A 25,691-nucleotide genomic window follows, 5' to 3' on the forward strand; every position below is an offset into this window, starting at 1 on the left:
GTATAAATCTGTTTTCCGCGATTCAACCCGTCTTAGCGGGTTTTATCTTTTTTATTACAGGTACCAGCAAATCATAGACCGTATCGAATTCCTTAATTTTCAACAATCTGCAAATCCCAACATAAAGCACTAAGCCAATTCCAATTTGAAGAAGCAAGGTCAATAACTCCGAAAAAGGCAGCAGCCTGCCAATGCCATAAACCACTGCCCCCATCCCAAACGAAATTGCGTAAATCGGCAGCAGGTCACGCACCTGTTCTTTAACGCTGTACGAAATCTCTCGTCCTGAAAAATAAATATTGATGAAAAGAGAAATATGCGAATCCAGAACAATGGTTGCCACCAGCACGATAATGCTCCAGTCCATCCAAATCACAATAAAAATCATTGTTGTCGGTATGATTGTCTTAATGATTTCCAGGTATAGAAACAGATCTGAACGCCCTTTAACTTGCAGGATGTTCAAGTTCAAGGCATGAATTGGATAAAGCATACCGGCGATACACAGCAACTGGAAATAAGGCACCATAGTCATCCATTTCTCACCAAAGATCAGGTAAATCAGTGGTTCCGCGACTGCTGCTATACCAATCATGACAGGAAAAATAAGAAATCCAGACAACTTGATGACTTTCTTAAAACTTTGCTTTAGCCTCTCTTCCTGATCCTGGATTCCGCTTAATACCGGATAGGTTACACGTTGGATTGTCGCCGTCAATGTCTGTGTTGCCACATCGCTGAATTTCGCGGCATTGGTGTAATAACCCAAGGACTTTACCGAATATTGCTTTCCGATGATCAAGTAGTAAATATTGTTATAGGCTGTATCAATCAATCCGGAAACGAGTAGCTTCCAGCCAAAACCAAATAAGCGCTTGAATGATGCTATGCTGAAAACCAAGGTAGGCAACCATTTTCTGGAAAACACCAGCAGCAGCGCCTGAATCAAATTCAATGCCAACATGCGAACCACTAAGCTCCAGACGCCGAACCCCATCACCGCCATCACAACAGCAATTGCTCCTGACAGGATGCTCGCTGTCATATTGACTTTTGCCTGTACTTTGAAATTTACTTCTTTCGTGAACATTGCCCTTGGAATAATCGAAAATGCATTAATGATGACCCCGAGTGACAGCACCCTGATAATGGATATTAATTGGGCTTGATCAAAGAAATTACTGATCAGAGGTGCCGATAAGAACAATACTCCATAAATAAAAAGAGAAACAGCCAAGTTGAAATAGAAAACTGTCGAATAATCGGTTTGGTTAGCTTTTTGATCGCGGATCAACGCTTGGGTGAAGCCACTGTCGACGAGCGAATTCGAAAGTGCGACAAACACCAGAATCATTCCGATCAACCCAAATTCTGTAGGCGTTAATAACCGCGCCAAGATGATTTGGATAATAAACTGAACACCTTGATTGCCCATCATATCCCCGAAGCTCCAAAGCAGACCGCTAATTGTTTTTTTCTTCAACGAACTTTCCTGTTTCATCTGCCGTCTCCTATCGAAGAATTTTTTACAGTTTCATGAAAAGCACTTAACTATTCAGAAATTTCAACTCAATCTCTATTTTTTATAAAAATTAGGTAAATAACATCTACTATTCCGTTAAATAACCATTACCTCATTTCAGATACGCTACTTTGTGCTTATTTATACTTCTTGTTTTTCATTCTAACATACTATAAGTCATTAATAACAGATAATTTAGATTATTTTTTATTTTTATTATGCAAATTATTCCACTATCTTTTTATAGAAGGACAAAAAAGCTGCTTTTCAACTGCAGTTTAACGAAATATTCCTCATTTAACTGTTAGATACTTACTAATTTATGTAAATTTAATTATTTTACTTCTGCATAACTCTTTATAGGTCTATATCGCTAATCAGGAAAATTAAAATACAAAGAAAATTTCGAATCGCACAATTTTCTCTCTAAGATACCTGCATTGAATAGAAGCAATTCGAACAAAAAAAGCGATTCCGAAGGACCATTGATGGTGGCCTTTTGGAATCGCCTTCTACTGACTTCATATGAAAATGCTTGCATTATATCGTGATTCGTTTGAAGACCCGCTTGAAGAATTCGGGTTTCATATAGAACTGGCGGTAGCCTCTTTTCATTGTTTCTTTTATTTTCATCTGCTTTAACAAGATGTAGAAGCGATCCCGATTTTTAGTTCGACTAATGACACAATTGTATTTATAATTGGTAAAAGCATTGATTTCATCGAGCATCTCTGCGACTTCCTGCAGATGCTTCTGCTTTTTGGCAACGTCAGATACCTGAACAGATGTCCAAGATCCCTTTACGTCTACCCGGTAAGCAGACATATTTTGATCAATATAACAAAGCGTCCCATTTAATGCACCCCAGATAACCAGTGGATAGTCTCCAACTGTTGCATTTAAATAAAAATCGGGCATTTCTGAAATTTTTTCTCGTGAATATAGGATGGAGTTGGTAGCAAACAAATCTCCTCCGCCTTCAATTACTTCTTCAACTGAAAAGATTTTGTTTTTGTGGCTCGGCCGCATAACAGAGACGGGTTTCTTGGTTACGGCAGATACTCTTTCGGCTGCGTGTACGCACATACTGCATTGCGGATGTGTTTCCATATAATCCACTTGCTTCTGCAGTTTATCCGGATCTGTCCAGTAATCATCTCCTTCGCAGACAGCCAAGTATTTTCCTTTGGCACGCTCCAGATTAAACTCCTCCACTAACACACCTTTTGAGTATTGATTTTCGGTTTGATAAATCGGTTTGATGATATCCGGATATTTTTGTTCGTAGCTTTTGATGATTTTAGCAGTTCGATCCGTAGATGCATCGTCGTGAATTAGAATTTCATAAGTAAAATTTGTACGTTGCATCAACATGCTATCCAAGGCTTCAGCTATAAAATTTTCGTGATTATAACTAGTACACTCTATACTCACCATAATCTTGTTTGCCATAAATCACAGACTCCTCTTCAGTTAAGTAAGTTTTGGTTATCAGTTATAATTTGCAGCCCTGAACACTCACAGCCAGCCTAACTAAAATAAAAATCGTTGGAATTCTGTTGCTTTTCATATCTTAGCACAAAAAGATAAAATATATGGATTAATCAGATAAATTAACGTTAAATTTACATCTTGGTAAAATTTTTTATTATCATTCGGCTTTTACTATGAAATTTTCTTTTTGATAAACCACTCTCAATTCCTCATCCCGCAGAATCAACTGATTTTCCTCCACAGTATTGCCTTTGACGACATGGCCTTCTCCTATATTGATATAAATACCCCGTTCGGAGCCTTCGCGGGGATTGGTGGCCAAATTATTAATAATGCTGATATTGTTGCTTGGCCCCATCAAATTATTCCCTCCATCGCCCGGGCGCACAGCAATATTGTATTCATTGTTATAGGTGAGATTTCCTTTGATGATATTGGAGTCTGCATCATTTTTAATGTCGATTCCATAATAGAAGCCGCTTACTGTATTTTGTTCAATCAAGCTATTTTTTTCACTTTCCACTGTAATTCCTTGCTGGTCGGTAAACCCCGTACGGTCTTCTTGTACAACACAGCCTTTAACCACATTATGCTTGCCTCCACCAAATAAAGAGAGATGGCCATCTCCTGAATTTCGAACGACACAGGATTCAATCAAGTTATAATCCGACGCGAAGTTAATAATACCAGAGCCATAGTTAAATTCACTTGTTACATTCCGAATAACGTTGTCATTGGCATGGTGAAGGTGAATTCCCTGTGAATAATTTTTTGTATAGACGTTTTCAATGGAACTTTTCTGACTGTCCTGAAGAAGAATGGCGATATTGGATACCAGCGACCCGCTTTCTGGCAGTTTGTCTCCCATTAAGAATCCACCTTGTAAATGGACATCGGCCGTATCGATGATCCAAAATACGCCATATTCGCCATCAGCCTCTGTTTGAAAAATCGCTTGATCCATCGTAATTGTAATAGGTTTTGATATTTTCAAAGCAAAATAACTATCTCCATATCCTGTGCTTGCTTTCAGATCCGAATTTTTACTCAACTTGTATACACCTGCCGGAATATGTAAAGTTCCGCCGATCGGCGTTTCATCAATAGCTGCCTGAATCGCTTGTGTATCATCTGTCATCCCGTCACCTTCTGCTCCAAATTGTGTTTTCGCGTCAATTTGCTCCTCAGCATAGAAGAAATTTTCTCCCATCAAAAAAACAACAGTTAAGCCGAAAATTCCAAATAGAATCAGAAGCCAGTGAGTTTTTTTATTGGCCGCCATTCATGTTCTCCCCTTTGAACAAACTGAAAATTAAAGAGGCCCTCTAGTTGTCTAAAAGCCTAATTAATTCTAGTATAAGGTAATATATCTAAAAACGCACACTTTTCAGATTACTTTTTTTTATAGTATTACCCAATAAGGTTGGTATCCTATCCTAGTACCTATAAAAAATCCAGCTATATACGTTGAATTAAAGAAATATCCTATTGAAAATCGTTTTGGTCGCTTTGGACATGGCTCCTCGCCCGCGGCAAGCGGAGCTTTTTTGCGGTATATCGATTATGAATATTCACTAGTTCAACTTATATAGATGGATATTAAAGAAGAAGTACCATCGCATTTTTGTGTTTAATTAGCTATACTTAAAAAGATAGCTTAAATTAGTTGAATATTTAGTAACATTAAATATTTAAGGCGATTATACAAGAAATAAGGGTTTGATTTGGAGGATTTTTTTTCGGCAAAAAGTATGGGCAGCTTTACGAAAAAATCGAAGACGGATACTGCGAAGTTTTTGAGTTCCCCATGATTCAAGATCGGTCTACCATCAATTCATCAAAAAAGAGATCCCCATCAAACATGGTGATGACAGCGTCTAGTATGACCTGGTGACACCTAATGGCTACGGCGGACCTTTGACGACAAGAGTCGTTGAAGGAAAGCTGAAATGTGCCCTGCTTACCGGCAGAAAACCTGGAAAAAGGATCAAATTAATGGACTTAACCACCGAAAAAGAGGAGTGATTTTATTGGAGGATCTGTATTTTAAAGAAAACTACTGTCGCCTTTACGAAGAGATTGAAGGCGGTACTTGTGAAGTATTTGAGTTTGAAAACGATTTGGGATCCATACGTCACATGTTCATGAAGAGAGAGATTCCTGTTGAATACAAAGAAAACACATATTATGACCTTACTACTCCTTATGGCTATGGCGGCCCCCTCATCACACATCTAAGAGACGGCGGGCAGAAGGAAAAGCTAGTTGCTCATTTCTCCAAAGCATTTCGAGCTTACTGCGCGGAACATAATATCATCAGTGAATTTGTCCGGTTCCATCCAATCAAAGAAAATGCCAAGGATTTCACGTCCTGTTTTGACGTCCATTTCAGGCGACATACCACAGGAGTGACCTTGAAAGGATTTGAAGACCCGGTTCAGGAAGAATTCTCAAGCTCCACTCGAAAAAAAATACGAAAAGCTCTAAGGGATGGGGTGACTTATCGGATAACGGTCAATCCTGATAATTTAGAACAGTTTAAAGAAATCTATTTAAAAACAATGGAGCGGATTGGTGCAGATCCCATGTATTTTTTTAACGAAGCGTATTTTTCCAATTGCCTAAAATACTTCGGCGATCAGCTGGTTCTAGTGGAAGTCCTGCATGAATCTCGAGTCATTGGCACCGAGCTTCATTTCCATACCGGTCCAATCCTTCATACGCATCTATCTGGCAGCTTGGATGAATACAGCCACCTGAATCCTGTTTATGTCATGACCTACGCAATTGCTCTTTGGGCGAAACAACAAGGGGTTGAATTGATCCACTCAGGAGGAGGACTCACTACCGCTTCCGATGATTCACTGTATCTATTCAAAAAGAAATTTGGCAGGAACACGGAATTTGATTACTATACCGGATATAAAATATGGAACGAAGAAATCTATCAGCAATTGGCAGAACTCTCAAAAGCGCGTCCAGCTAAGGAGTTTTTCCCAGCATATCGTTAAAATGTCTGCTGAACTAATTATTTGTAATAGAAACGACTTGGCTATGGATACTTCCTAAACCAGACCCTCTTTCCTGCAGGATTGCGCTGAAATCTACTGGAGCAGCGCAGCGACATCCGATTCCGCAACAGCTTGAGACGAGAAAGCTCAACACTTCTTCAACAAACTGCATCGCGACGGCCTGTAACGATTTCTCTAGTTTAACTTATAAAAATATAGCTTTATAAATATGCAAACAGCAAGCAGGAACATCTGCTTGCTGTTTATTTATGTTTATCATTAAACGAAAAATAGCCTATGAGCAAGACTTACCTTTCTCTCACCTTTTTGAGCAGTGACAAAATCAGCCCATAGACTGTTTTTAATTCGGCGATATTAGCAACGCGGCAAGCAGCGATATAGAACAGCATACCGATTGTGACTTGGAGTAGCAATTGGATGACAATTGTCGTGTCCACAAGCAAGCCAAGCATCCATACCACAGCCCCCATTAAAAAGGACAGCAAGTAAATCGGTAGCAGATCCCGAACTTTTTCCTTAGCTGGATAAGACACTTCCCTTTTGGAGAAATGGCTATTGACAAAGAATTCCAGATAGGTGTTCAAAATAGCGGCTGTGATTAATCCGATGACGCCCAGTTCCAACCAAACAGCGAGGAACAACAAAATCGTCAAAGAAATTTTATTGATAATTTCTAATAGCAGGTATAGATCGGATCGGCCTTTTACTTGTAGAAGGCTCAGATCGAGAGCCAGTATGGGGTACAACATCCCTGCTATGGACAGTAATTGAAAATAAGGAATCATCTGTAGCCATTTTTCGCCAAACACCAGCATCACTAAGGGCTCACCAACAGCTGCCATGCCCACCATCACCGGAAAAATGAGAAAAGCAGCCAGTTTTGTGATGCTTTTATAGGACTGCTTTAAGCGCTCGTGCTCGTCTTGAATACTGCTGAGCACCGGATAAGTCACCCGCAGAATAGTGGCTGCTAAATTCTGTGAGATGATTTCGCTAAAACGAGAGGCATTTGTATAATAACCCAGCTGAGCTGCGGAATACTGCCTACCGATAATCAGAAAATAGACATTGGTATAGAAGGTATCAATTAAACCCGATACGAGAAGCTTCCAGCCAAAACCGAATAATCGCTTGAACGACGCGATGCTGAACACCAATGAAGGAATCCACTTTTTCGATATAGCAAAAAGGAGAGACTGAATGGCGTTCATCGACAATTGCCGCAGCACCAGACTCCAGACACCATACCCCGCTACTGCCAGAACAACAGCGATAACCCCCGATAAGATGCTGGAGCTTAAATTGATTTTTGCCTGTGCCTTAAAATTCACTTCTTTAGCGAACATCGCTTTTGGAATAATGGCAAATGCATTGATGACGATCCCGATAGACAGTAAACGCAACAGAGACACCAGCTGCGGTTCATCAAAAAAGCGGCTGATGCTCGGAGCAGCCGCATAGAGGATGACGTAAATGAGTACAGAAATTAACAAATTAAAGTAAAAGATGGTCGAGTAATCTGTCTGACTGGCATTGCGTTCACGGATTAAGGCCTGTGTAAATCCGCTGTCGACCAGTGAATTGGACAGTGCGATAAATACCAGGATCATGCCGATCAACCCAAAATGTTCGGGCAGTAGCAGGCGTGCCAAAATGATTTGGATGAGGAACTGGATCCCTTGATTGCCGATCAAGTCGCCAAAGCTCCAAAGCAGACCGCCAATTGTCTTTTTTTTCAGTGATGGTTGTGGTTCCATTTAACGGTCTCCTATCCCCCAGTCCTCTCAAGAGCTAACTTACTGGATCAGTTTCCATTTTGCTTTTCGGATGCTCTCTGTGACATTCGGAAAATATCGTTTCATCTCCAGCAATATGCGCTGCTTGGTGCCGAGCTCCAAATAGATTTGTCGGAATTCGCCGCGTTTTGCTTTTTTGAATTCCCCCTGCTCCAGTAAAAGTGAAAACTGGTAGCCGCGCTTTGCCTTTTCCAGTGCGTTATTATACTGGAAATCAGTGTGTTCATTGATTTCGTCGAACATTCTCTCCATATCGTGATAATGGTTGATTCGTTTCATGCTGGTGGCCAGCTCTCGCTCGGTCCAGGATCCTTTGACACCCACTCGGTAGGCAGCCATATTATCATCCAAATAATCCACTGTTCCATGAAGCGCAGCCAAAATGATCAATGGATAATCCCCTACCACCGCATTCAAATAAAAGGGAGCCAAGGTCTCAACTTTTGCTTTGGAGTAGACCATGGAATTTGTCGCAATCAAGTCTCCGCCGCCTTCTATTACGCGCTCAACTGAAAAAACGGCATTCTTCTTCTCAGGTCTTACAGTAGAAAGAACTTTTTTCTTGTCGGAAAGAACACGATCCGCTGCATGTACAGTCATGCTGCACATCGGATGTGCCTCCATATAGTCAACCTGTTTTTGCAGTTTATAGGGGTCGGTCCAGTAATCGTCACCTTCGCAAACGGCAATGTACTTTCCAGTTGCCCGGTTGTGGTTAAACAACTCCACACGAACTCCTTTTGAATACTGATTTTCGGTTTGGTAAATTGGTTTGATTAATGAGGGATAGTTGCTTTCGTATTGTTTGATCACTCGAGGGCTATGATCGGTTGAGGCGTCGTCGTACATCAGGATTTCGAACTCAAAATCCGTTTTCTGCATTAAGAAACTATCAATTGCTTCAGCAAGGTAATCGCCGTGATTGTAGCTTGTGCAGACTATGCTGACCATCGGTGGTGTTGTCATGATTCTCACTCCTCTGTATTAGAAATAGGCATTGCCGATGCTAAAAGAGAATTGCAGCAGTCTAAAAAGAATAAAAACGGGAAGTAGTCGCTAAACCCATTACTTTGTACTCATATTCACCACCTTTTTAATATTTTATCATAAAACAATTCCATAATTATATTTAATTCGTATTATTTAGAAAATAATAGTTAATTTACAAAAACTTAATAATAAATTATCGTTTCTACTAATTTCCTAATATAATAATAACAATTTTAGAAAGATTCTAGCTAATGACAAGACGAGCTAGAAAAAAATCCCTTGAGCACACAAATTGCTCAAGGGATTTCATCTTTCTTTTATTTTGAATGCCATGCCCACGCACTGCCAATAATGGCCTGTAAATCATACACGGGCGTCCAGCCCAATGCATCCGTAATTTTATTGGAAGATGCGACCAAAGTAGCCGGATCTCCTGCGCGGCGAGGAGCATATTCGACGGTTGCTTGTTTGCCAGATACCTGTTGGCAAGTATCGATGATCTCATTCACCGAATAGCCTGCCCCGTTTCCAAGATTATAGGTTTTGTTGGCGATTTTTCCATTGGCCATACCTTCGTAAGACAGGATATGCGCTCGTGCCAGATCCGTGATATGGATGTAATCCCGTACGCAAGTTCCATCTGAGGTGTTATAGTCTGTCCCAAATACTGAAATCTTATCGCGCTGGCCCATAAGATGCTGCAAAACGATAGGGATTAAATGCGATTCGGGATCGTGGCTTTCGCCGATTTCTCCCGATTCATGTGCACCCGCTGCGTTGAAATAGCGAAGCACAATATATTGGAAATCATGAACGCACGCAATGTCAGCCAAAATCTGTTCGATCATCAATTTTGAACGGCCATAGGGATTGATTGGATTTGTCGATGTCTCTTCCGTGATCACGTCCGTATCCGGTATGCCGTAAGTGGCAGCTGTTGATGAAAAGATAAAGCGCTTGACGCCGTGCTCAATCATTTTCTCTAGCAGCACCAAAGTTGCGCTGACATTATTGCGGTAATATTTCAGCGGATTTTCAACTGATTCGCCCACCAAGCTATTGGCTGCGAAATGGAAGACCGCATCTATGCTGTGCGTAGTAAAAATTTCATCTAGAATTGCGCGGTCACCTAAGTCACCTTTCACAAAATCCGCCCGCTCATCAATTAAATGCTCGAAACCGGTCGTCAAATTGTCTAACACCACTACCTCGTATGTACTCACTAGCTCCTTAACTGTGTGACTGCCGATATACCCCGCACCGCCGCAAACTAAAATTGCCATAAATTTTTTCCTCCTCTGCCCATAAAAGATGCTAATGGTATCGATTATACCATTAGCAGAAAATTTTCAAGAGGATTTATTTCAATAAAATAGACTGACCACACTTTATTTGATCACGACCGCACCCCATATGACGTTAACCGCATCTGGATCTGTTAAGACCGCACCTCGCAGGGTAAAAACCGCACCTCAACAGGCGATTTCCACACCTCAATTCGTTAAGACCGCACCTCGTTCACAAAAAACAAAAAAACGTTTCCACGGAGCCTTTGACGACCCCAGCAGGAAACGTGTCTATTCTTCTTCTTCCGGTACAAAATAGTTTTGGCTTTCGTAGACTTCCAAGTCCTTCTCAGGCATGATGAGGTTGCCGATATTTAAGGTGTTGCCAATGACGACATGCCCATCCCCCGCCCCCACATAAATGCCGTAAGAGGATTTATCTCGCGGATCAACGACCAAATTGTTTAGAATCTGGGTGTTGTAGCTGGGCAGTTCGAGGTTTTTGCCACCATCTCCTCCCCTTACAGCGATGTTGTATTCATTGTTGAAGGCAATATTCGATTCGATGATATTTGACTCTGAAGCATTTTTAACATCGATGCCGTAATAAAATCCACTAACTGTATTATTTTCGATCAGGCTGCTGGTTTCACTTTCTACGGTAATTCCCTGCTGATCGTCATAACCTGGCCGGTCTTCCGTAACCATGCAATTGACCACATGATTATCTTCGCCACCTCCATACAAAGATACATGACCGTCGCCAGAATTTCGCACTACACACGAATCAATGACATTATGGTTGGAATCAAAATTGATGATTCCCGATCCGTAATTAAATTCCGAAGTGACTTTCCGAACAATATTATCATCTGAATGATTAAGATGGACACCTTGTGAATAGTTCTTCATATAAGTACCTTCGATCGAGCTATTGTCCGTATAGAGAAACAAAATGGCGATATGGGAAGTCAAAGAGCCATCTTCTGGCAAACGCTCCCCCATCAAAACGCCGCCTTTAAGGTGGACATCTTCTGTTTCATTGACCCAAAACACTCCATATTCTTCTTCCGTATCCGTCTGGAATATAACCTCTTCCATTAAAATGGTGATCGGCCTTGAGATCTTCAAAGCAAAATAGCTGTCCCCATATCCCGTGACTGCTTTAAGCTCAGGGTTTTTGCTAAGCTTATAGACGCCTGGTGGTATTTCTAGAGTGCCTCCGGCTGGCGTTTCGTCAATGGCTGCTTGAATTTCTTCCGTTTTATCGACGGCTTCGTCCAGATTAGCATTATAACTTTCAACACCACTTTCGGCATCGTCTCCTTGTGTCATTTTTTCAACCATCAAAAAGAAATAGCCAAATCCTACAATTCCCAAAAGTACCAGCAGGGCAGATCCAACTTTTTTTACTGTCATGCCAATCACCTCCTTTGTTGCGAAATCTCTTACTAATCATCATACAGAATACAGGCCAAAAATAACAGTTTGATATCTGAAAATTCAAATATAAATTTTTATTTGGTAAAAAAGAACTAAAAAACACCACATCCATCAGAGTTGCTCCGATGGATGTGGTGTTTTGTTTTCTTTATGTGATGTTGGCTGTTCGATCGGTTGAGTGTGGCGAGTTTCAATAACTTTTTTTTCTGCTGTACTATCCTTGCTGCGAGCCAGCAATTCTTCGCGGTGGCTGTCAGCGGCCTCTTCTCTCTTTGAACTTGCTTTACCCAAAGAAAAAATAATGGCCGTTACGAACATAAAACCTCCTGCAATTAATGCCCACATACAATCCACCTCTTTTTATAAAGACCAGTTGCTGTCATTAACGTCCTACTCCTTACAATATCCAATATTATTTAACTATATATTAGTTTACGCTAATTTTTTGGTATTTACTAGATTCATATTGACCAGTAAATTGAAACTCACTGTGTCTATTGATCTACATTAGACAACTCATTTATGATTATTCTGTTTTTATCTGCTGTTTGCTGCACTCTTTCCTCTCAATCTCCACAGCTCGTCTGTAATGATGTAAACTACCATGCCCAAACTGGCGCCCGCACTATCAATTAAAACGTCTCTGGCTTCGCCGCTCCGGCCATCGATAAACAATTGATGGAATTCATCAGTCGTTGCAAACAAAACACACATGCCTAAACCTAGCAGCAACTGCTTCAGCCCACGAAAACCGCTACTTCTCCAAGCATTGAAACTCAGCAGGCTTAGTAGGAAATAAGCAAAAAAATGAGCGTTTTTCCGAACAAAAGTGTGAAAGCTATCAATGTCAAATTCCAAATTCGGCGCCACTTGCTCGACAAAGTTCAAAAGTGCTACTACGACACCCGAACTCAAATCACTTGAAGCTGAACCTGGCTGGTGAGAAAGATAAAAAATCACAGCCATCCAAGAAATAGCCGCTATCCATGAAATACTTTTATATGCTGTCATATGACAAATCCTTTACCATTAAAATCAGATGTTATCCGTAAACTACATTATATCACCTGACACAAAAAGCGAAAGCTAGCTTTTCGCTCGCTTCTCCTTTCTGCCAGATAAGCAAAGCAAGCTTCCAGCATATGAACTTGCTTTTCAGACTTTATCAGTAAAAATAAAAAAAGTCTGCGTAAATCGGCAGACTTTCCTTTTCCAAAATTTAACGATTGGTAATGCTCAACTGTTCACGCACTGCTGCAAGAGACCGGTATGCAGGAAATGAGTCGCTCTCGTTTTCGACTCCGACCGTTTTGCATAGCAAACAGTAAATCTTGCGGTTCCATATTTTACGGCTGACGTAATACTCGAACTCTGTATTTTTGCCGAACTGCTTTTTAAAAAGGTACAAGGGATCGTCTATCTCACTTGTGACACCTCCACCTTCGTGAATCAGATCCATTCCATGTTCTTTCCCCCACTCTACGAGCGAATACCGCATAACGAAAGACGCTGATAGCCGGTGGTATTCCTCTAAGGTTCCAGACAAATGAATGTGGATGATTTTGTCGTAAACCAGGTTCAGTCCCATCGCAATTACTTTTCCCTCATAAAGCACTTCCGACAAGAGGATGTTCTTGCCAAACGACTTTAAAAGCTCTTCAAAATAAGCGTCAGTGAAATAGTAGATGGCCGCGGCACTCTTTCTTTTCATGGTTGAGTAATAAATCTGCTTGAATGCTTCCAGGCTAGCCGGATTTTTTGTCACGCGATATTCAACACCGGCATCGAGTGCTTTGCGGATGCTTTTTTGCTTTGACTTAGAAAACTCCGATTTCACAGGGTTTTCGTAATCCTTTAAATTGGTTCCTGTTGTATAGCGGCGAAACGTCAATTCGTAGCAGTTTTGGAAGTCCTGGGCATTCGTGAATAAGGGATGAAAACGGACAAACTCACAGACAATATTCTCTTTTTGGCAATATACCTCAAACTTATCGTGGAAAGCTTGGACCACCTGGCATTTGTGTGTTTCTTGGCATTCGGTGATTAGTGGCCCCCCATAGCCGTAGGGTGTGCTTATATCAAAATAAGACTCTTCGTTGATGCACACAGGAATAGGGCGTTTAATAAACAAATGCCTGACTTTCCCCAAGGGATGCTCGAACTCAAAAACCTCACATATTCCCTGTTCAATTTGTTCATACAAACGTCCGTAATCCCGTTCAAAATAGATGTCACTCACCTTGAATCTGCCTCCTTCTGCCAAAGCTTTTTTGTAAGCAAAGACAGCTAATCGAGTGAAAATTACCATCTGTTTACAATTTCCGCTCTTTATTTAGATAGTTTAACATACCCCTACAATTTATCCATCAAAAATACAGATTTTTTTGATAATTCTATTTAATTCGAACTAATGAAAGACATCCTCTCTATCCTCGATATAGCGGAAAATAGCCCATCACTTTTATACCTCCATTTTCCATTTTGCGATCGACGAGTTGGTCATATGTTTTCTGGAGACGTATTTTCTTACCAATTACCAAATCCAAGGCTTTGGTCTTGGTAAATCCTTTTTTAAATCGATGCAAGTTTTCGTATGGAGCCGTCCCACCCAGTTGAAACTCTTTTTTGTTATTCTCAATTCCCCATCGGCATGCTTCATATTGAATCAAACTATTTGCTGCCAAATGAAAATAGTCTGGATCATTCGCAGTCAAATGAGAGTGCATATAGTCTCCATAATGCAGGATAAGAGAAGAAGAAATATATTCTCCTTCATATTTTGCATTCAGCAAGAACTGCTTGCCTTTAAAGATTTCAAAGGATTTCTGAAAAAACTCCTCGGAAAACAAGTAATAGTCATTGTTTATTCCATTTCTTTTCGCCGTGATGTCATACAGTCGATGAAATTCACCAACTGTCTCCCCTGTAAAGTCCAACTCAATCTCTACATTATTTTTTTGTGCTTTTCTCACTTGGGTTCGTGATTTTGGTGAAAACTCATCCATAAAAAAATCTTCAACCGTCAAATCAATATAAATCATATCGCCATTATTTCGAAAACTGTAAAGGTGTTCGAAATTCTTAACGTTTTGAATCCACGGATTGAACCTAACGTATTCAGTGACAATGTTGTTTTCCTCACAATACTGTTGGAATGCACTGTCGTATTCCGCTACCAATTCTTGGCGCTTCCCTTCCTGGCACTCTAGTACGATTGGGCCGCTAAATCCATAAGGCGTGATGATATCGTAATAGGTTATCGCGCCAGTATCAACAGGAACTGGCCTTGCAATAAATTGATAATTGATATGACCCAAATCGTTCTTAAATTCGAACATTGTCCATTTCCCTTGTTCTTCTTGGGTTTCAAAATATTTTCCCCATTCAGGTAAAAAATAAATATCTGGTACATTAGCCATTTATCGTTCCTCCTCGTAAATTATCAGATTAAAAAGAAAACTCAGACTTTTTTTAAAATCATACCATTTTTAAGGGGTCAAAAGAATTAAAAAAAATAAAAAACAATTATAAATACCTATTTTTTTGTTGACAAGATCTATTTTTTATTTAATACTCGATTTACAGGACTAATTAACTACTAGAAAGGATAAACCTATATGTTTAATAATTTAGTAAAATGAAAAATAATGGATTTTATTTACGAATATTAATTTTAATAATCCTCTGCCTTTTTTTCTCCAGTGGGTATGTGGCTACAAGTCCCTCTGTTCAGGTGTATACCGATGGCAATTTAGTGGAATATGATGTTCTGCCTATTATTCAAAATGGACGAACAATGGTGCCAATCCGACATACGATTTCCGCATTAGGCGTTTCAATTGTATGGGACAACAAGTCGAAAAAAGTCACGACGAAATCAGGTTCCAATGTCATTATTCTGTCGGTCGGAAAAAATACAGCTTCAGTTAATGGCAAAACTGTAAAACTAGATACGTCACCAATTATCGTTAAAGGCAGAACACTTATTCCACTGCGATTCATTTCGGAGAATTATGGCTTTAAAGTCGAGTGGGACAACCAAGCCAAAATCATTTCCATTACTTCCCCTAAAATCGAACAAGTGAGCAATGAAGTATCAACTGTGGAAGTTCCCGTCTTGATGTATCATATCCTGATCCCAGGAAAAAACGATTCCGTCAGCATTGATCCAGTGCGTTTCAAAGAACAGATGCTGGCATTAAGATCAGCTGGGTATACAAGTATTACTGAAAATGATTTATTGAGTCATCTTGAGCAGGGTACCGTTCTCCCGGAAAAACCGGTACTCATCACTTTTGATGATGGCTATATCAGCAATTACACCGAAGCCTTTCCGGTACTGAAAGAGCTGGACATGAAAGCGAGCATTTACGTTATCGCCAGCCGGATATTTGAAAATGACGGATTCACAGCAGGAGAATACGAAAAGATTTCCTGGCAGCAAGCACGTGAAATGGCGGGAACGATAAGCATTCAAAGCCATACTTGGGATTCTCATTCGAAGCGTCCGGACTATCAGGGACGCAGTAGAGGATTGATTGCTAGCCCCATAGATATTGACACAAAATTAGAAACGCAGAAAGAGTTTGAAGATCGTGTCTATACGGATTTAGCAGCATCAAAAAAAGCCATTGAAAAGAATGTTGGCACCAAAGTCACAGCTCTTAGCTATCCATATGGAGATTACACAGCTGACACGATCCGCTTAGCGAAAAAAGCAGGCTATAAAATGGCATTTACTGTTCGCAGTGGTGTGAATTTTTCAAACTCAGCTCCTTTTGAGTTGACGCGCACCACCGCCAATGGGTCATACTCCGGCAACCAATTGATTAAATTAATCGAATCGCATAAATAAAAGCAGCGGCCATGAATCAGCGGCCGCTGCTTTTATTGTTTGCTCATTTCCACAGTTTTTTCTATTGAAAATACATCGGTTTGCTTCAAAACAGCTCCTCTTGAATTATAGACGACCACTTGAATCTCAGCGTCTTTCTCTACTTGCTGTTTTGGAATGCTAAACACCGCCAAACCTTGCTTGGTAGTCTGCCATTCCGCAGTTGTCGTTTCGCCATCTACGAGAACCTCTGAAAATTTAGGTGCGCCTTCGACATAGAGATCATACGACTCCGACGTTTCTATCACTTTCTGCGCAGCCATTTCAGCATAAAGACCCAAGTGATAATCCGCAGAAGGCGTTCTGACAAGGTCTGGCATCAAGTATTCCGAATAGCGTTTCCCGTGGAGCAAATCGTATTGGACCATTTGCAGGTCTTTCATTTCTTGTGTCTGCTCGCCCATTTGCGCTCGCCACTGATTATACGGAATCACCGCATCCCCCTGCTCCCGCATGTCATCGAGAATGGCCGTTACTGCATTGCCCTGGACTCCTGCCATATCAAGCGCCACTGCCCCTAACTGATTGGGGGTCAAATCCAGCTCAGCGGGTTGATTGTCATCAGATTTCCAGATGAAGTAAGGCATTTTATGAGTAGCGACAAAATCATCGTAATCTCCCAGCAGGTCGTTGGCCACTTGAGTTCCGCTAGCACCATACACCGCATCGTTGTCTGGGAAGGACGGATAATGGTCACCGAAAAACACCAGAATTGTGGGTTCGTCACGCGCTTCAATTAGCTCCACCATCCGGCCGAGCTCTGCATCGACGCTATGCATTTTTTCTGTGAAGTTATTCAAATACTGCCGGGTATCATCGGGCAGCGTGCCTGTATTCAGGAACTCTGATTGCTTGGTCTGGTGGTACGGCATATGTCCTTCAGCCGATACTGCGTGAATAAAATCTAGCCCATCTGTTTTATCCAAAGTGGCAATGACAGAATCGGTTATATGTTTATCTTTTGGAAAACCTTTTCCAGCATCATTGGAATAATCCAAATCCATAAACTCTCCAGAGATAAAGCGGTTAAATCCTAATTGGCGATAAACCGATTCGCGCTGGTAAAACCAACCGTAATAGGAGTGAATTGCCGTGGTGTCGTAATCCGCTTCTCTGAAAGCATAAGCCGCCGACGGCAAAGGCTGAGTGACATACAATTGATACGGCACAAAATTAGCCGGCATAAACTGCATGCTGAAACCGGTCAAGGCTTCAAATTCCACATTGGCCGTGCCTCCACCAAATTCTGATGAATACATTCCCCCGTGCAGTGATTCTCCGAACAACCGCCGGAAATTGGGGATTGGATCTTTGGCAAAATGCTGCTCGCCGAATGAATAAGGATCGATGAACGATTCGCTCATCAGAAATATAACATTTGGCTTTTCTTCATCCGTATCCTCAGTCGGCTGGTATTCTCCTGCAATAGTCTTCATAGTCTTGGCTGAAAACCCTTCGGGCGGTTCGATATTGGATTGCTTGGCAAGCATAACGAAATTTCCAAAGACGCCATTGCGTATCAGCGCCAGCTCCAACTTCCACCATGTGTTTTCAAATTGCGCTTCATCCATTGGAGAAACAGGCTTATCCGTCCACAGCATTCCCAAGAACAATCCAGAAATGAGGAAAACACTGATTTTAGCGATCCAGTTTTCCTTCAGCTTCGGTATACCGATGAAAATGACAACTGTCAGCACAATAAAACCCAAACCGATGCCAACCAGCAATGCGGTATTTATGACAATCGGCTGCTCCAGCCCGCCCAGTTCCTTCAGCAAGGCAAAATCCCCTACTGAAATCGGAGAACTGCGCAGTTCCATTTTAACCTTATTGGCATAAGCGAAGACGATCAATATACCGCTCACTAGCAAACTAGTAAACATAAACCATTTTCTTGGCAGGATGTAGAGCAGATTGAATACTGCAATCAGCAGCAGTGCATTGACCGTAAAGCGTTCCGGAAATTCTGTCACCCATTCCCTCAGTGGAAGGGTCAGCACTTCACGGACAAGCTGTTCGCTGACATAAAGCGTCACGAGCGGCAAGCCAATCATGAAGAAAAGGGTCAGCAGTCCGACCACTATTTTTTTAAATCTCGATTTTTTGTCCATCTTAAACACTCATTTCTTTTATTGGTGATTGCATAATTTGATGTCGATTATGCGGCCTCGAAAGCATCAAACTGAAGCACGCTTTTCTTATTAGAAAGCCAATCCAGAAGTTTAACCTATACAGTGTATCATTATTTGCCTGTTCTGATAAACTACTAGAAATTGAAAAACCGCTTCGCCTAATTGGCTGAAGCGGTCTGATCTTTGGAATACAAGCAATCACTTTTCCTTGATATATGACTCTTTCAACTTTTCCTCAAAAAGCTTCAGCAGCCGATCTCTCAACTCAGGGCGTTTCAAAGCAAACTCGATAGTCGTCTCGATAAATCCGAATTTCTCTCCAACATCAAAGCGATGCCCTTCGAATTCATAGGCGTAGACAGATTGAACTTCGTTCAGCATTTGGATAGCATCCGTCAATTGAATTTCGCCGCCTGCACCAAGTTGATGCTGGCCTAAAAACTCGAAAATTTCTGGTGTCAGGATATAACGTCCCATAATGGCATAATTGGATGGAGCTGTTCCTGCTTCAGGCTTCTCGACAAACTTTTTGACTTTAATCAATTTATCATCAATGGAAACTGGGTCAATGATGCCATAGCGATGGGTTTCATCTTCCGGTACTTGCTGGACGCCGATGACACTTTTACCGGTCAACTCGTTTTGCTTCATTAGCTGTGCCAAACAAGGCTCTTCATTTTCCACAATGTCATCGCCAAGCAGCACGGCAAACGGTTCGTTGCCGATAAAACGACGTGCTGACCAAATCGCATGGCCAAGACCAAGCGGTTCTTTTTGTCGGATATAATGAATTTCCACATTGGATGTTTCTAGGACTGAATCCAACATATCGATTTTCCCTTTTTTCAGTAAAGTATCTTCCAACTCAAAAGCGTGATCAAAATGATCTTCAATGGCACGTTTGCCTTTACCAGTTACGATGATGATGTCTTCAATGCCAGAAGCGATTGCCTCCTCGACTATGTATTGAATCGTCGGCTTATCAACGATGGGCAGCATTTCTTTTGGCATCGCTTTGGTAGCTGGCAGGAATCGCGTTCCAAGACCTGCAGCCGGGATTATCGCTTTTTTGACTTGCATCTCTTCACCTTCTTCTTCTTATTTTCTATATGCGTATTGTTTAATACTAACAGTTTTGCAGGATAAAGATAATCCGAGAAAAAATCCTTTTTCCAGATTCCAAAAAAGATTACACACCCTTATTATATAATAAAATGGGCTAATAGACACTCTCATGTTAACAGAAATTTAAAACTATTAACAAACTTCTATTAAGGTGCTAGAATTAATGAATCATATGTCTACATTTATATTCAATATTTTCTATTTCTTATATTTTATTACCTCTTTTCATTCCGTATTCTATGAAGGATGTGCAAATTAATTGAACGTTTTACCATTATCTTACGATCCTGTGCTAATTCTTCTGTCAATTGTCGTAGTTCTCGTCTCCGCTTTTATCGCTTTAAATATTAGCGGGATGTTGTTTGCTACAGTCGGTAAAGCACGTACAAAGTGGATACTCCTAGGAGCCCTCGTTATGGGACTTGGCATCTGGTCGGTGCATTTTATCGGCATGCTTGCTTCCCATTTGTCCATGGAAGTGACGTACAATACACCATTAGTCGTCGCCTCAATCTTCCCTGCAGTGCTCGCGAGCGGGATAGCCTTTGCCATAACCGGTAGGCCACAAGTCGGTAAAACCCAGGTTTTAGCTGGTGCGGTTCTAATTACTACAGGCATTGTCGCAATGCACTATACCGGTATGGCCGCAATGCAGATGCAGGCGACCATACAATACGATCCGCTGCTATGGACTTTATCTGTCGTGGTCGCTTTGGCCGCTTCTCTGCTGGCAATGTTCCTGCTGCACTATTCGCGGAGCCGCTTAGGTTTTTTCTGGTTGAAAGGGGCCAGTGCCGCATTGATGGCGCTCGGCGTTTCGGGTATGCATTATATCGGCATGGCAGCTGCTTCATTTGAATTACCCAATCATCACACAGCCGTAACCAATTCCATAGACAATAGCTATATCGCTTATAATGTCGGCATTGGCATGGCGCTGATTTTGATGATTGCCATCTTGAGCATCCGCAGTGAGACCAAAGTGAAATCCTTGTCCGATGAATACGATCGCCAATTCCTGTCTGTCATCGAATCCGCTACTGATGGCATCGTGGTCACGGACGCGAAAGGATTCGTCATGCAGTGGAATTATGGTGCTGAATGTCTTTTCGGCTATAGCAAAGATGAAATCACTCATCAGGATGTCCAGTTGATCTTTTCTAAAGCTTATCAAGAGCTGAACCTGTCGACTACCACTACTGATGTCAGCGGAAAGACCATTGAAGTCATGGGATTAAAAAAAGATGGTCGTCAATTTCCAGTTGAATTATCCACTGGATATTGGGACACGGCCAAAGGCGGCTATTACAGCCTGATCATTCGGGATATCACCGATCGTAGAGCAACCGAAGAGAAAATCAGCAATCTTGTTTACTTGGATTCGCTGACAGGACTGCCAAACCGCCGTTTGTTTAACGACCGGCTCGAATCCACTATTGGTCAAGCATTGGAAAACGGCTTGGTTTTGACGGTACTATACCTTGATCTCGACCAATTCAAGCTAGTCAATGACACATACGGCCATACTACCGGCGACCAGCTATTGATGGAAGTGGCTGACCGCATCAAATCTTGCATCACTAAAACCGATACGCTCGCGCGCCTTGGCGGCGATGAATTCATCCTACTGCTGCCGAGCGCCGATTACACAAAAGCGGGAGCAATAGCGCAAAAAATTATAGAAGTTCTGAACGACCCCTTCCTATTAAATAACGAATCAGTTTTCACCACACCTTCGATTGGTGTCAGCCTCTATCCGGCTGATGGTAAAGATTCTGAAATGCTGGTAAAAAATGCCGACATTGCGATGTACCGGGTAAAAGAGGAAGGAAAAAATCATTTCCAATTCTTTACTTCCGAAATGAACGAGTTGGTATCCCGAAAATCAACCATTGCCATGAGCATCCGCAAAGGACTGAAACTTGGTGAATTCACGGTTCATTACCAGCCGCAAATCGATATCGAAACTGAAAACATTATTGGTGTTGAAGCATTGGTTCGCTGGCACCATCCTAAATTAGGATCTATTTCACCAGCTGAGTTTATTCCAATTGCAGAAGAAAATGGCATGATTATCCACATCGGTGAATTTGTTCTCCGGACTGCCTGTCAGCAGAACAAAGATTGGCAGGATAGCGGAATGGCGCCATTCCGTGTGGCCGTCAATATTTCAGCAAAGCAATTTTCGCAGGGCAATATAGCAACGGTAGTAACTTCCGCATTAGAAGATGCCGGATTGGCACCTCATTTTCTCGAGCTGGAATTGACGGAAAGTATCATCCAAGGGGCCACTTCTGCCATTTCAAAAATGCAGGAACTAAAAACGATGGGCATTCATTTATCGATTGATGATTTCGGCACCGGTTATTCTTCACTGAGCTACTTAAAATTATTCCCTGTTGATACCTTAAAAATCGATCAACATTTCACACGTAACATCCACAACGATCCTAAGGATGCAGCGTTAGTGGCTACCATCATTCAGATGGCTCATAACCTAGAGTTGAACGTCATCGCGGAAGGCGTGGAAACGCTGGAACAATTGGCATTCCTGAAAAACAAGCGATGTAACCAAGCCCAAGGCTATTATTTCCAAAAACCTCTGCTTCCTGAGAAAATTGAAGAATTATATATGAACACTTAACACAAATGCCCGTGCCGGAAAGCTTATCTTCCAGCACGGGCATTATTATTTACTTTCCAATAGTTTTGAAAGTGGGTGGATGCCAAGACTCTGAATAATAAGCGACAAGATCACCACGGAAAAGCTGAGAGAAATCAGTTCGTTTGCTGCGTCTCCTTCCGCCATCACTCCCAACTGCAGCAATAGGAACACCGACATCGAACCACGGATACCTGACCAGGAAATGAGCAGTGACTTTTTCCATATTTCTTCATGCTTTCTCCCAGCCAATAATTTGAAGGTGCTCCCAACAACCAAGAAGCGGATAGCGATGCTGACAAATAATATCAGTATGGCTAAAATCCAATTGTTCCACTCCAGATACTCTGTCGCTTCAATGCCAATTAGTAAAAATAGCAGTGACAGCAGCGACGGTTCAACTATTCCCCAAAACCCCGACAATGACTCCCGGTAATGGTCTTCTTTATTGGCATGGGAAAATTCCCATGACAGCATGATGCCTGCTGACACCGTCGCCAAAACACCGGAGAATCCAAAGCTTTCAGCCAACTGGAATGCACCATATGCCAACACGATGCTGAGCATGACCTGGTAATCCCGGTGATGCGTAATATGTACAGCTTTGCTCAATAACCAACCGACTGTTAGGCCAACACTTACACCGCCTGCAGAAACATAAATGAACTCCCCTAAAATGGGCAGTACATCAATCGATGCTGTTTCAAGATACAAGCCGGATAAGACAGTGAACAAAACAATGCTAGTACCGTCATTGATCATGGATTCGCCATCAACAATGTCGGCTATGCTTTTATCAGGTGCTGATTTTTTTAAAATTGATACGACCGAAGCTGAATCAGTCGGTGCCAGAATCGCAGCAATCACTAACGCCCCAGCCAAAGAGATGGAAAAGAACCAGCCGCCGACCCAATAAATAACCAGTCCGACAAGCGCAATCGTCAATACGAGCCCCACCGTGCTAAGTAATCCAATAACACTAGCATTCTTCCGAAGAGCCGCTGTTGAAAACTGATAGGCCGAAACAAATAACAAACCTGGCAAAAATACATCGTAAATTAGCGTTTCTGTTACTTCCACATCATTGAAATAGGGGACAAATGACAAACCGATGCCGAGCAGCAACAGCACGACCGGCACAGGGAAATTCTCTTGTTTTTTGTCAATTGTAAACACCAAATAGCCGATGCACAGTAAAATCGTCACAAGTGCTGCCGACATTAAAATCCCCTCCAAAATGCATTAGCTACTCAATATGGAGGTTTTCCCTCTCCAACGCTTTTTTAAACAGAGTCAGGCTTTGGATATTGTCAAAAGCCACTGAGCAAAAACACTCACAAACGAACAGACAGCCCAACGTTTTCAGGCTGTCCGTTTTGTTCGCGATTAGTCGAAGATAAGGTATCACTGAAAGTTGCTGGTTTTTAATTTGCAGTTCGATTCTGAATCTGTTGACCTTCCTCTTTGAGCCGACGCTTGACCTGTAAATAAGATGTCACTTCTGCGAGTTCTTCATCGTTTACAGGCTGGTCATCCACCACAAGTATTACAGAGTTCAAATCAGCCATTTGCGCAATATCCAGTTTGCTGGAAGCTTGATCTCGGCCTAGCAAAAAGTCTATAGATACTTTATAATAATCGGCCAGTAATTCCAGATGTGACACGCTCACTTGCTTTTTGCCGCTTTCATAGCCCCAAATCACCGTTTTTGCAAACCCCAATGCCAATGCCAAATCGTCCACACTCAACTGGTTCTGCTCTCTCAAATCTTTTAGTTTTTCTCCTATTTGCTTCACTTCAAGCGCCTCCTTTACTTCCGTGGCAGCTATATAATTATTGTATTATTCCCATACATAACTGTTTTAAAACCCGGAAGAAGTCTGTCAGGATGCAGTTAGTGCTGAATACTCATAAAAATTCTGAAATTTTAGATAAATCCGTTCAATTGTATGGTAACATGTAATTACTTTTAAAATGGAGGGTAGGTATTATGATGCTTAAAACTTTGATTTTCATACTAGCTTTTGTACTCATTTTCATTATTATTATCGGCGAAAAAAACTTTGAAAAAATTGAAATAACAGAAAAAACTGCGCTGTTGCCCGAGACGGAAGAACAGCAGGCCGAACCCGTGACGTTTTCTGAAAAGTTGGCGGCCGGAGATCAGGTTACCATCGTTTTTCTTGGCGATTATGTAACGTCTGCTGATTCTCTACCAGACGGCAATCCAAATCATGTAGCGCTACTGGCCAACTGGTTTGACGACAAATACCCCGACCAAGTCAAGGTTGTTAACGCAGGCATGAATGCCAATACCGTTTCTCACATGAAGGACCGGGTGGCTAGTGATGTCCTGAACCAAGCTCCTGATTTGGTGGTGATTTCTGCTGGGTTGAATGACGCACTCGGCAACTGGAAAATTCCAGTTGAGGAATATAAAAAAAATTACCAATTGATAGTAGATGAAATTACCATTTCCGGCGATACCGAAGTGCTGATCCGGACGCCGAACCCGACAACTTCGATCAAAGAAAACATAAAAATGCTGTCCTACATGCGGGCAAGCCGCGAGCTAGCAGCAGAAAAAAGCGTTCACTTTTTTGATTTCTATCAGGTCATGTCCGATGAAGTGCATGCCAAAGAATTTTCCCAAAGTAGCGTGATGCAGAATGCACTGTATCCGAACACCAAAGGACAGGCTTACCTGTTCGATAAATTCAAGGTGTATTTTACAATGGAGCTGATTGATCAATAATTGGTTTCTAGATAGGTTGAACTAAGAACTACCTTTTGCACATCACTTTAGTCACTTTGGGCTTGGCCTCGCTCCGCATGTAGACGCGTAGCTGGTTCTCGGAATATTAACAGCATCCATTATTATGGATGCTGTATCAATTATTTATAATAGCAACGATTCTGCTATAGATATTCCGTAAACCAGTTGCTAAGAGCTTGCGCCGAACGAACTAGGGCTGCCTTCCGTGTCACTTACGCTGCTCTCATAAGAGTCTCCGTTGGCTTGCTCCGTATCCGGATGATTTGTTCCTTAAGGATACTTAGAAGAAAGAGTGTGAGAAGGCGAAGGGCAAAGATGTGCTCCTGCATCACTGCGCTAGCTTCGTCGCAAAGCCATTGCCTGAACTCCTTTCGTTCATTGACTTTCCTGCTGGGGCAGCAAAGCGACATCCAGGAAATCCCGCAGGAGCTTGCGGCGAGGAGGCTGGGGTGACGTCCTGTCGCGCTAGTTGCATGACCCACATCCTGTGGGCACAAAGTGTCCGCCTGGAGCGATTTCTTTAGTTCAACTTATAAAAA

19 protein-coding genes are annotated in these 25,691 nt (G+C 41.8%); 4 read left to right on the top strand and 15 right to left on the bottom strand.

What is annotated here, in order from left to right; genetic code table 11:
• Window positions 1-22 precede the first annotated feature (22 nt).
• The 3 genes from BBH88_RS13860 to BBH88_RS13870 all read right to left on the bottom strand — a co-directional run bounded on the left by BBH88_RS13860 (window position 23) and on the right by BBH88_RS13870 (window position 4,298).
• Window positions 23-1,501 (bottom strand): lipopolysaccharide biosynthesis protein, encoded by a 1,479-nt coding sequence (locus BBH88_RS13860; protein WP_065536662.1) that lies wholly within the window; start codon window positions 1,499-1,501, stop codon window positions 23-25.
• 561 nt (window positions 1,502-2,062) lie between these two features.
• On the bottom strand, window positions 2,063-2,974 hold the full coding sequence (locus BBH88_RS13865; protein ID WP_065536661.1) for a glycosyltransferase family 2 protein: 912 nt from the start codon (window positions 2,972-2,974) through the stop codon (window positions 2,063-2,065).
• A gap of 199 nt (window positions 2,975-3,173) precedes the next feature.
• Entirely contained in the window at window positions 3,174-4,298 is a 1,125-nt protein-coding gene (locus tag BBH88_RS13870) for a right-handed parallel beta-helix repeat-containing protein (protein WP_006830508.1), read from the bottom strand.
• A 739-nt stretch (window positions 4,299-5,037) separates the two neighbouring features.
• Here BBH88_RS13870 and BBH88_RS13875 point away from each other — a divergent pair.
• A complete protein-coding gene (locus BBH88_RS13875) occupies window positions 5,038-6,027 on the top strand; it encodes a peptidoglycan bridge formation glycyltransferase FemA/FemB family protein (protein WP_407946503.1) in 990 nt (329 codons plus the stop codon).
• 308 nt (window positions 6,028-6,335) lie between these two features.
• Here BBH88_RS13875 and BBH88_RS13880 read toward each other — a convergent pair whose 3' ends face one another.
• The 8 genes from BBH88_RS13880 to BBH88_RS13915 form a co-directional block, all read right to left on the bottom strand.
• Window positions 6,336-7,805, bottom strand: coding sequence for a lipopolysaccharide biosynthesis protein (locus tag BBH88_RS13880; protein ID WP_006830506.1), 1,470 nt, complete (start codon window positions 7,803-7,805; stop codon window positions 6,336-6,338).
• A 39-nt stretch (window positions 7,806-7,844) separates the two neighbouring features.
• Window positions 7,845-8,810: a glycosyltransferase family 2 protein gene (locus tag BBH88_RS13885; RefSeq protein ID WP_006830505.1), complete on the bottom strand. Its 966-nt coding sequence runs from the start codon at window positions 8,808-8,810 to the stop codon at window positions 7,845-7,847.
• 341 nt (window positions 8,811-9,151) lie between these two features.
• On the bottom strand, window positions 9,152-10,117 hold the full coding sequence (galE, locus tag BBH88_RS13890) for a UDP-glucose 4-epimerase GalE (protein WP_065536660.1): 966 nt from the start codon (window positions 10,115-10,117) through the stop codon (window positions 9,152-9,154).
• Window positions 10,118-10,411: 294 nt separating this feature from the next.
• Window positions 10,412-11,539, bottom strand: a complete 1,128-nt coding sequence (locus tag BBH88_RS13895; protein ID WP_006830503.1) for a right-handed parallel beta-helix repeat-containing protein — start codon at window positions 11,537-11,539, stop codon at window positions 10,412-10,414.
• A gap of 135 nt (window positions 11,540-11,674) precedes the next feature.
• The gene (locus BBH88_RS13900; RefSeq protein WP_006830502.1) at window positions 11,675-11,908 is read right to left on the bottom strand and encodes a hypothetical protein; all 234 of its coding nucleotides are present in this window, start codon (window positions 11,906-11,908) and stop codon (window positions 11,675-11,677) included.
• A gap of 192 nt (window positions 11,909-12,100) precedes the next feature.
• The gene (locus BBH88_RS13905) at window positions 12,101-12,574 is read right to left on the bottom strand and encodes a VanZ family protein (RefSeq protein ID WP_065536659.1); all 474 of its coding nucleotides are present in this window, start codon (window positions 12,572-12,574) and stop codon (window positions 12,101-12,103) included.
• Between the two features lie 208 nt (window positions 12,575-12,782).
• Window positions 12,783-13,802, bottom strand: a complete 1,020-nt coding sequence (locus BBH88_RS13910; protein ID WP_065537365.1) for a GNAT family N-acetyltransferase — start codon at window positions 13,800-13,802, stop codon at window positions 12,783-12,785.
• A 187-nt stretch (window positions 13,803-13,989) separates the two neighbouring features.
• On the bottom strand, window positions 13,990-14,982 hold the full coding sequence (locus tag BBH88_RS13915; RefSeq protein ID WP_065536658.1) for a lipid II:glycine glycyltransferase FemX: 993 nt from the start codon (window positions 14,980-14,982) through the stop codon (window positions 13,990-13,992).
• 290 nt (window positions 14,983-15,272) lie between these two features.
• On the opposite strand from BBH88_RS13915, the gene BBH88_RS13920 reads away from it, so the two are divergent.
• On the top strand, window positions 15,273-16,418 hold the full coding sequence (locus BBH88_RS13920) for a stalk domain-containing protein (protein WP_169823201.1): 1,146 nt from the start codon (window positions 15,273-15,275) through the stop codon (window positions 16,416-16,418).
• 32 nt (window positions 16,419-16,450) lie between these two features.
• On the opposite strand, the gene BBH88_RS13925 is transcribed toward BBH88_RS13920, so the two are convergent.
• Both BBH88_RS13925 and galU read right to left on the bottom strand, forming a co-directional pair.
• A complete protein-coding gene (locus BBH88_RS13925; protein ID WP_006830497.1) occupies window positions 16,451-18,568 on the bottom strand; it encodes an LTA synthase family protein in 2,118 nt (705 codons plus the stop codon).
• A 219-nt stretch (window positions 18,569-18,787) separates the two neighbouring features.
• Window positions 18,788-19,669, bottom strand: a complete 882-nt coding sequence (gene galU, locus BBH88_RS13930; protein WP_006830496.1) for a UTP--glucose-1-phosphate uridylyltransferase GalU — start codon at window positions 19,667-19,669, stop codon at window positions 18,788-18,790.
• A gap of 460 nt (window positions 19,670-20,129) precedes the next feature.
• On the opposite strand from galU, the gene BBH88_RS13935 reads away from it, so the two are divergent.
• Window positions 20,130-22,358 carry a bifunctional diguanylate cyclase/phosphodiesterase gene (locus BBH88_RS13935; protein ID WP_006830495.1) on the top strand — a complete coding sequence of 743 codons (2,229 nt, stop codon included), beginning with the start codon at window positions 20,130-20,132 and terminating at the stop codon, window positions 22,356-22,358.
• Between the two features lie 45 nt (window positions 22,359-22,403).
• On the opposite strand, the gene BBH88_RS13940 is transcribed toward BBH88_RS13935, so the two are convergent.
• On the bottom strand, window positions 22,404-23,597 hold the full coding sequence (locus BBH88_RS13940) for a cation:proton antiporter (RefSeq protein ID WP_065536657.1): 1,194 nt from the start codon (window positions 23,595-23,597) through the stop codon (window positions 22,404-22,406).
• A 203-nt stretch (window positions 23,598-23,800) separates the two neighbouring features.
• Window positions 23,801-24,172: a helix-turn-helix domain-containing protein gene (locus tag BBH88_RS13945; RefSeq protein ID WP_006830493.1), complete on the bottom strand. Its 372-nt coding sequence runs from the start codon at window positions 24,170-24,172 to the stop codon at window positions 23,801-23,803.
• 194 nt (window positions 24,173-24,366) lie between these two features.
• Here BBH88_RS13945 and BBH88_RS13950 point away from each other — a divergent pair, with 194 nt between their 5' ends.
• Window positions 24,367-25,131: an SGNH/GDSL hydrolase family protein gene (locus BBH88_RS13950; RefSeq protein WP_006830492.1), complete on the top strand. Its 765-nt coding sequence runs from the start codon at window positions 24,367-24,369 to the stop codon at window positions 25,129-25,131.
• Window positions 25,132-25,691: the final 560 nt, after the last annotated feature.

It is taken from the genome of Planococcus antarcticus DSM 14505 (genome assembly GCF_001687565.2).
Taxonomy (GTDB): Bacteria; Bacillota; Bacilli; order Bacillales_A; family Planococcaceae; genus Planococcus; species Planococcus antarcticus.

What these genes read in the sequence shown, in the direction of transcription:
- BBH88_RS13860 (WP_065536662.1), bottom strand. Translation starts at nt 1,501, where the DNA reads ATGAAACAGGAAAGTTCGTTGAAGAAAAAAACAATTAGCGGTCTGCTT.
- BBH88_RS13865 (WP_065536661.1), bottom strand. Translation starts at nt 2,974, where the DNA reads ATGGCAAACAAGATTATGGTGAGTATAGAGTGTACTAGTTATAATCAC.
- BBH88_RS13870 (WP_006830508.1), bottom strand. Translation starts at nt 4,298, where the DNA reads ATGGCGGCCAATAAAAAAACTCACTGGCTTCTGATTCTATTTGGAATT.
- BBH88_RS13880 (WP_006830506.1), bottom strand. Translation starts at nt 7,805, where the DNA reads ATGGAACCACAACCATCACTGAAAAAAAAGACAATTGGCGGTCTGCTT.
- BBH88_RS13885 (WP_006830505.1), bottom strand. Translation starts at nt 8,810, where the DNA reads ATGACAACACCACCGATGGTCAGCATAGTCTGCACAAGCTACAATCAC.
- galE (WP_065536660.1), bottom strand. Translation starts at nt 10,117, where the DNA reads ATGGCAATTTTAGTTTGCGGCGGTGCGGGGTATATCGGCAGTCACACA.
- BBH88_RS13895 (WP_006830503.1), bottom strand. Translation starts at nt 11,539, where the DNA reads ATGACAGTAAAAAAAGTTGGATCTGCCCTGCTGGTACTTTTGGGAATT.
- BBH88_RS13900 (WP_006830502.1), bottom strand. Translation starts at nt 11,908, where the DNA reads ATGTGGGCATTAATTGCAGGAGGTTTTATGTTCGTAACGGCCATTATT.
- BBH88_RS13905 (WP_065536659.1), bottom strand. Translation starts at nt 12,574, where the DNA reads ATGACAGCATATAAAAGTATTTCATGGATAGCGGCTATTTCTTGGATG.
- BBH88_RS13915 (WP_065536658.1), bottom strand. Translation starts at nt 14,982, where the DNA reads ATGGCTAATGTACCAGATATTTATTTTTTACCTGAATGGGGAAAATAT.
- BBH88_RS13925 (WP_006830497.1), bottom strand. Translation starts at nt 18,568, where the DNA reads ATGGACAAAAAATCGAGATTTAAAAAAATAGTGGTCGGACTGCTGACC.
- galU (WP_006830496.1), bottom strand. Translation starts at nt 19,669, where the DNA reads ATGCAAGTCAAAAAAGCGATAATCCCGGCTGCAGGTCTTGGAACGCGA.
- BBH88_RS13935 (WP_006830495.1), top strand. Translation starts at nt 20,130, where the DNA reads ATGGGACTTGGCATCTGGTCGGTGCATTTTATCGGCATGCTTGCTTCC.
- BBH88_RS13940 (WP_065536657.1), bottom strand. Translation starts at nt 23,597, where the DNA reads ATGTCGGCAGCACTTGTGACGATTTTACTGTGCATCGGCTATTTGGTG.
- BBH88_RS13950 (WP_006830492.1), top strand. Translation starts at nt 24,367, where the DNA reads ATGATGCTTAAAACTTTGATTTTCATACTAGCTTTTGTACTCATTTTC.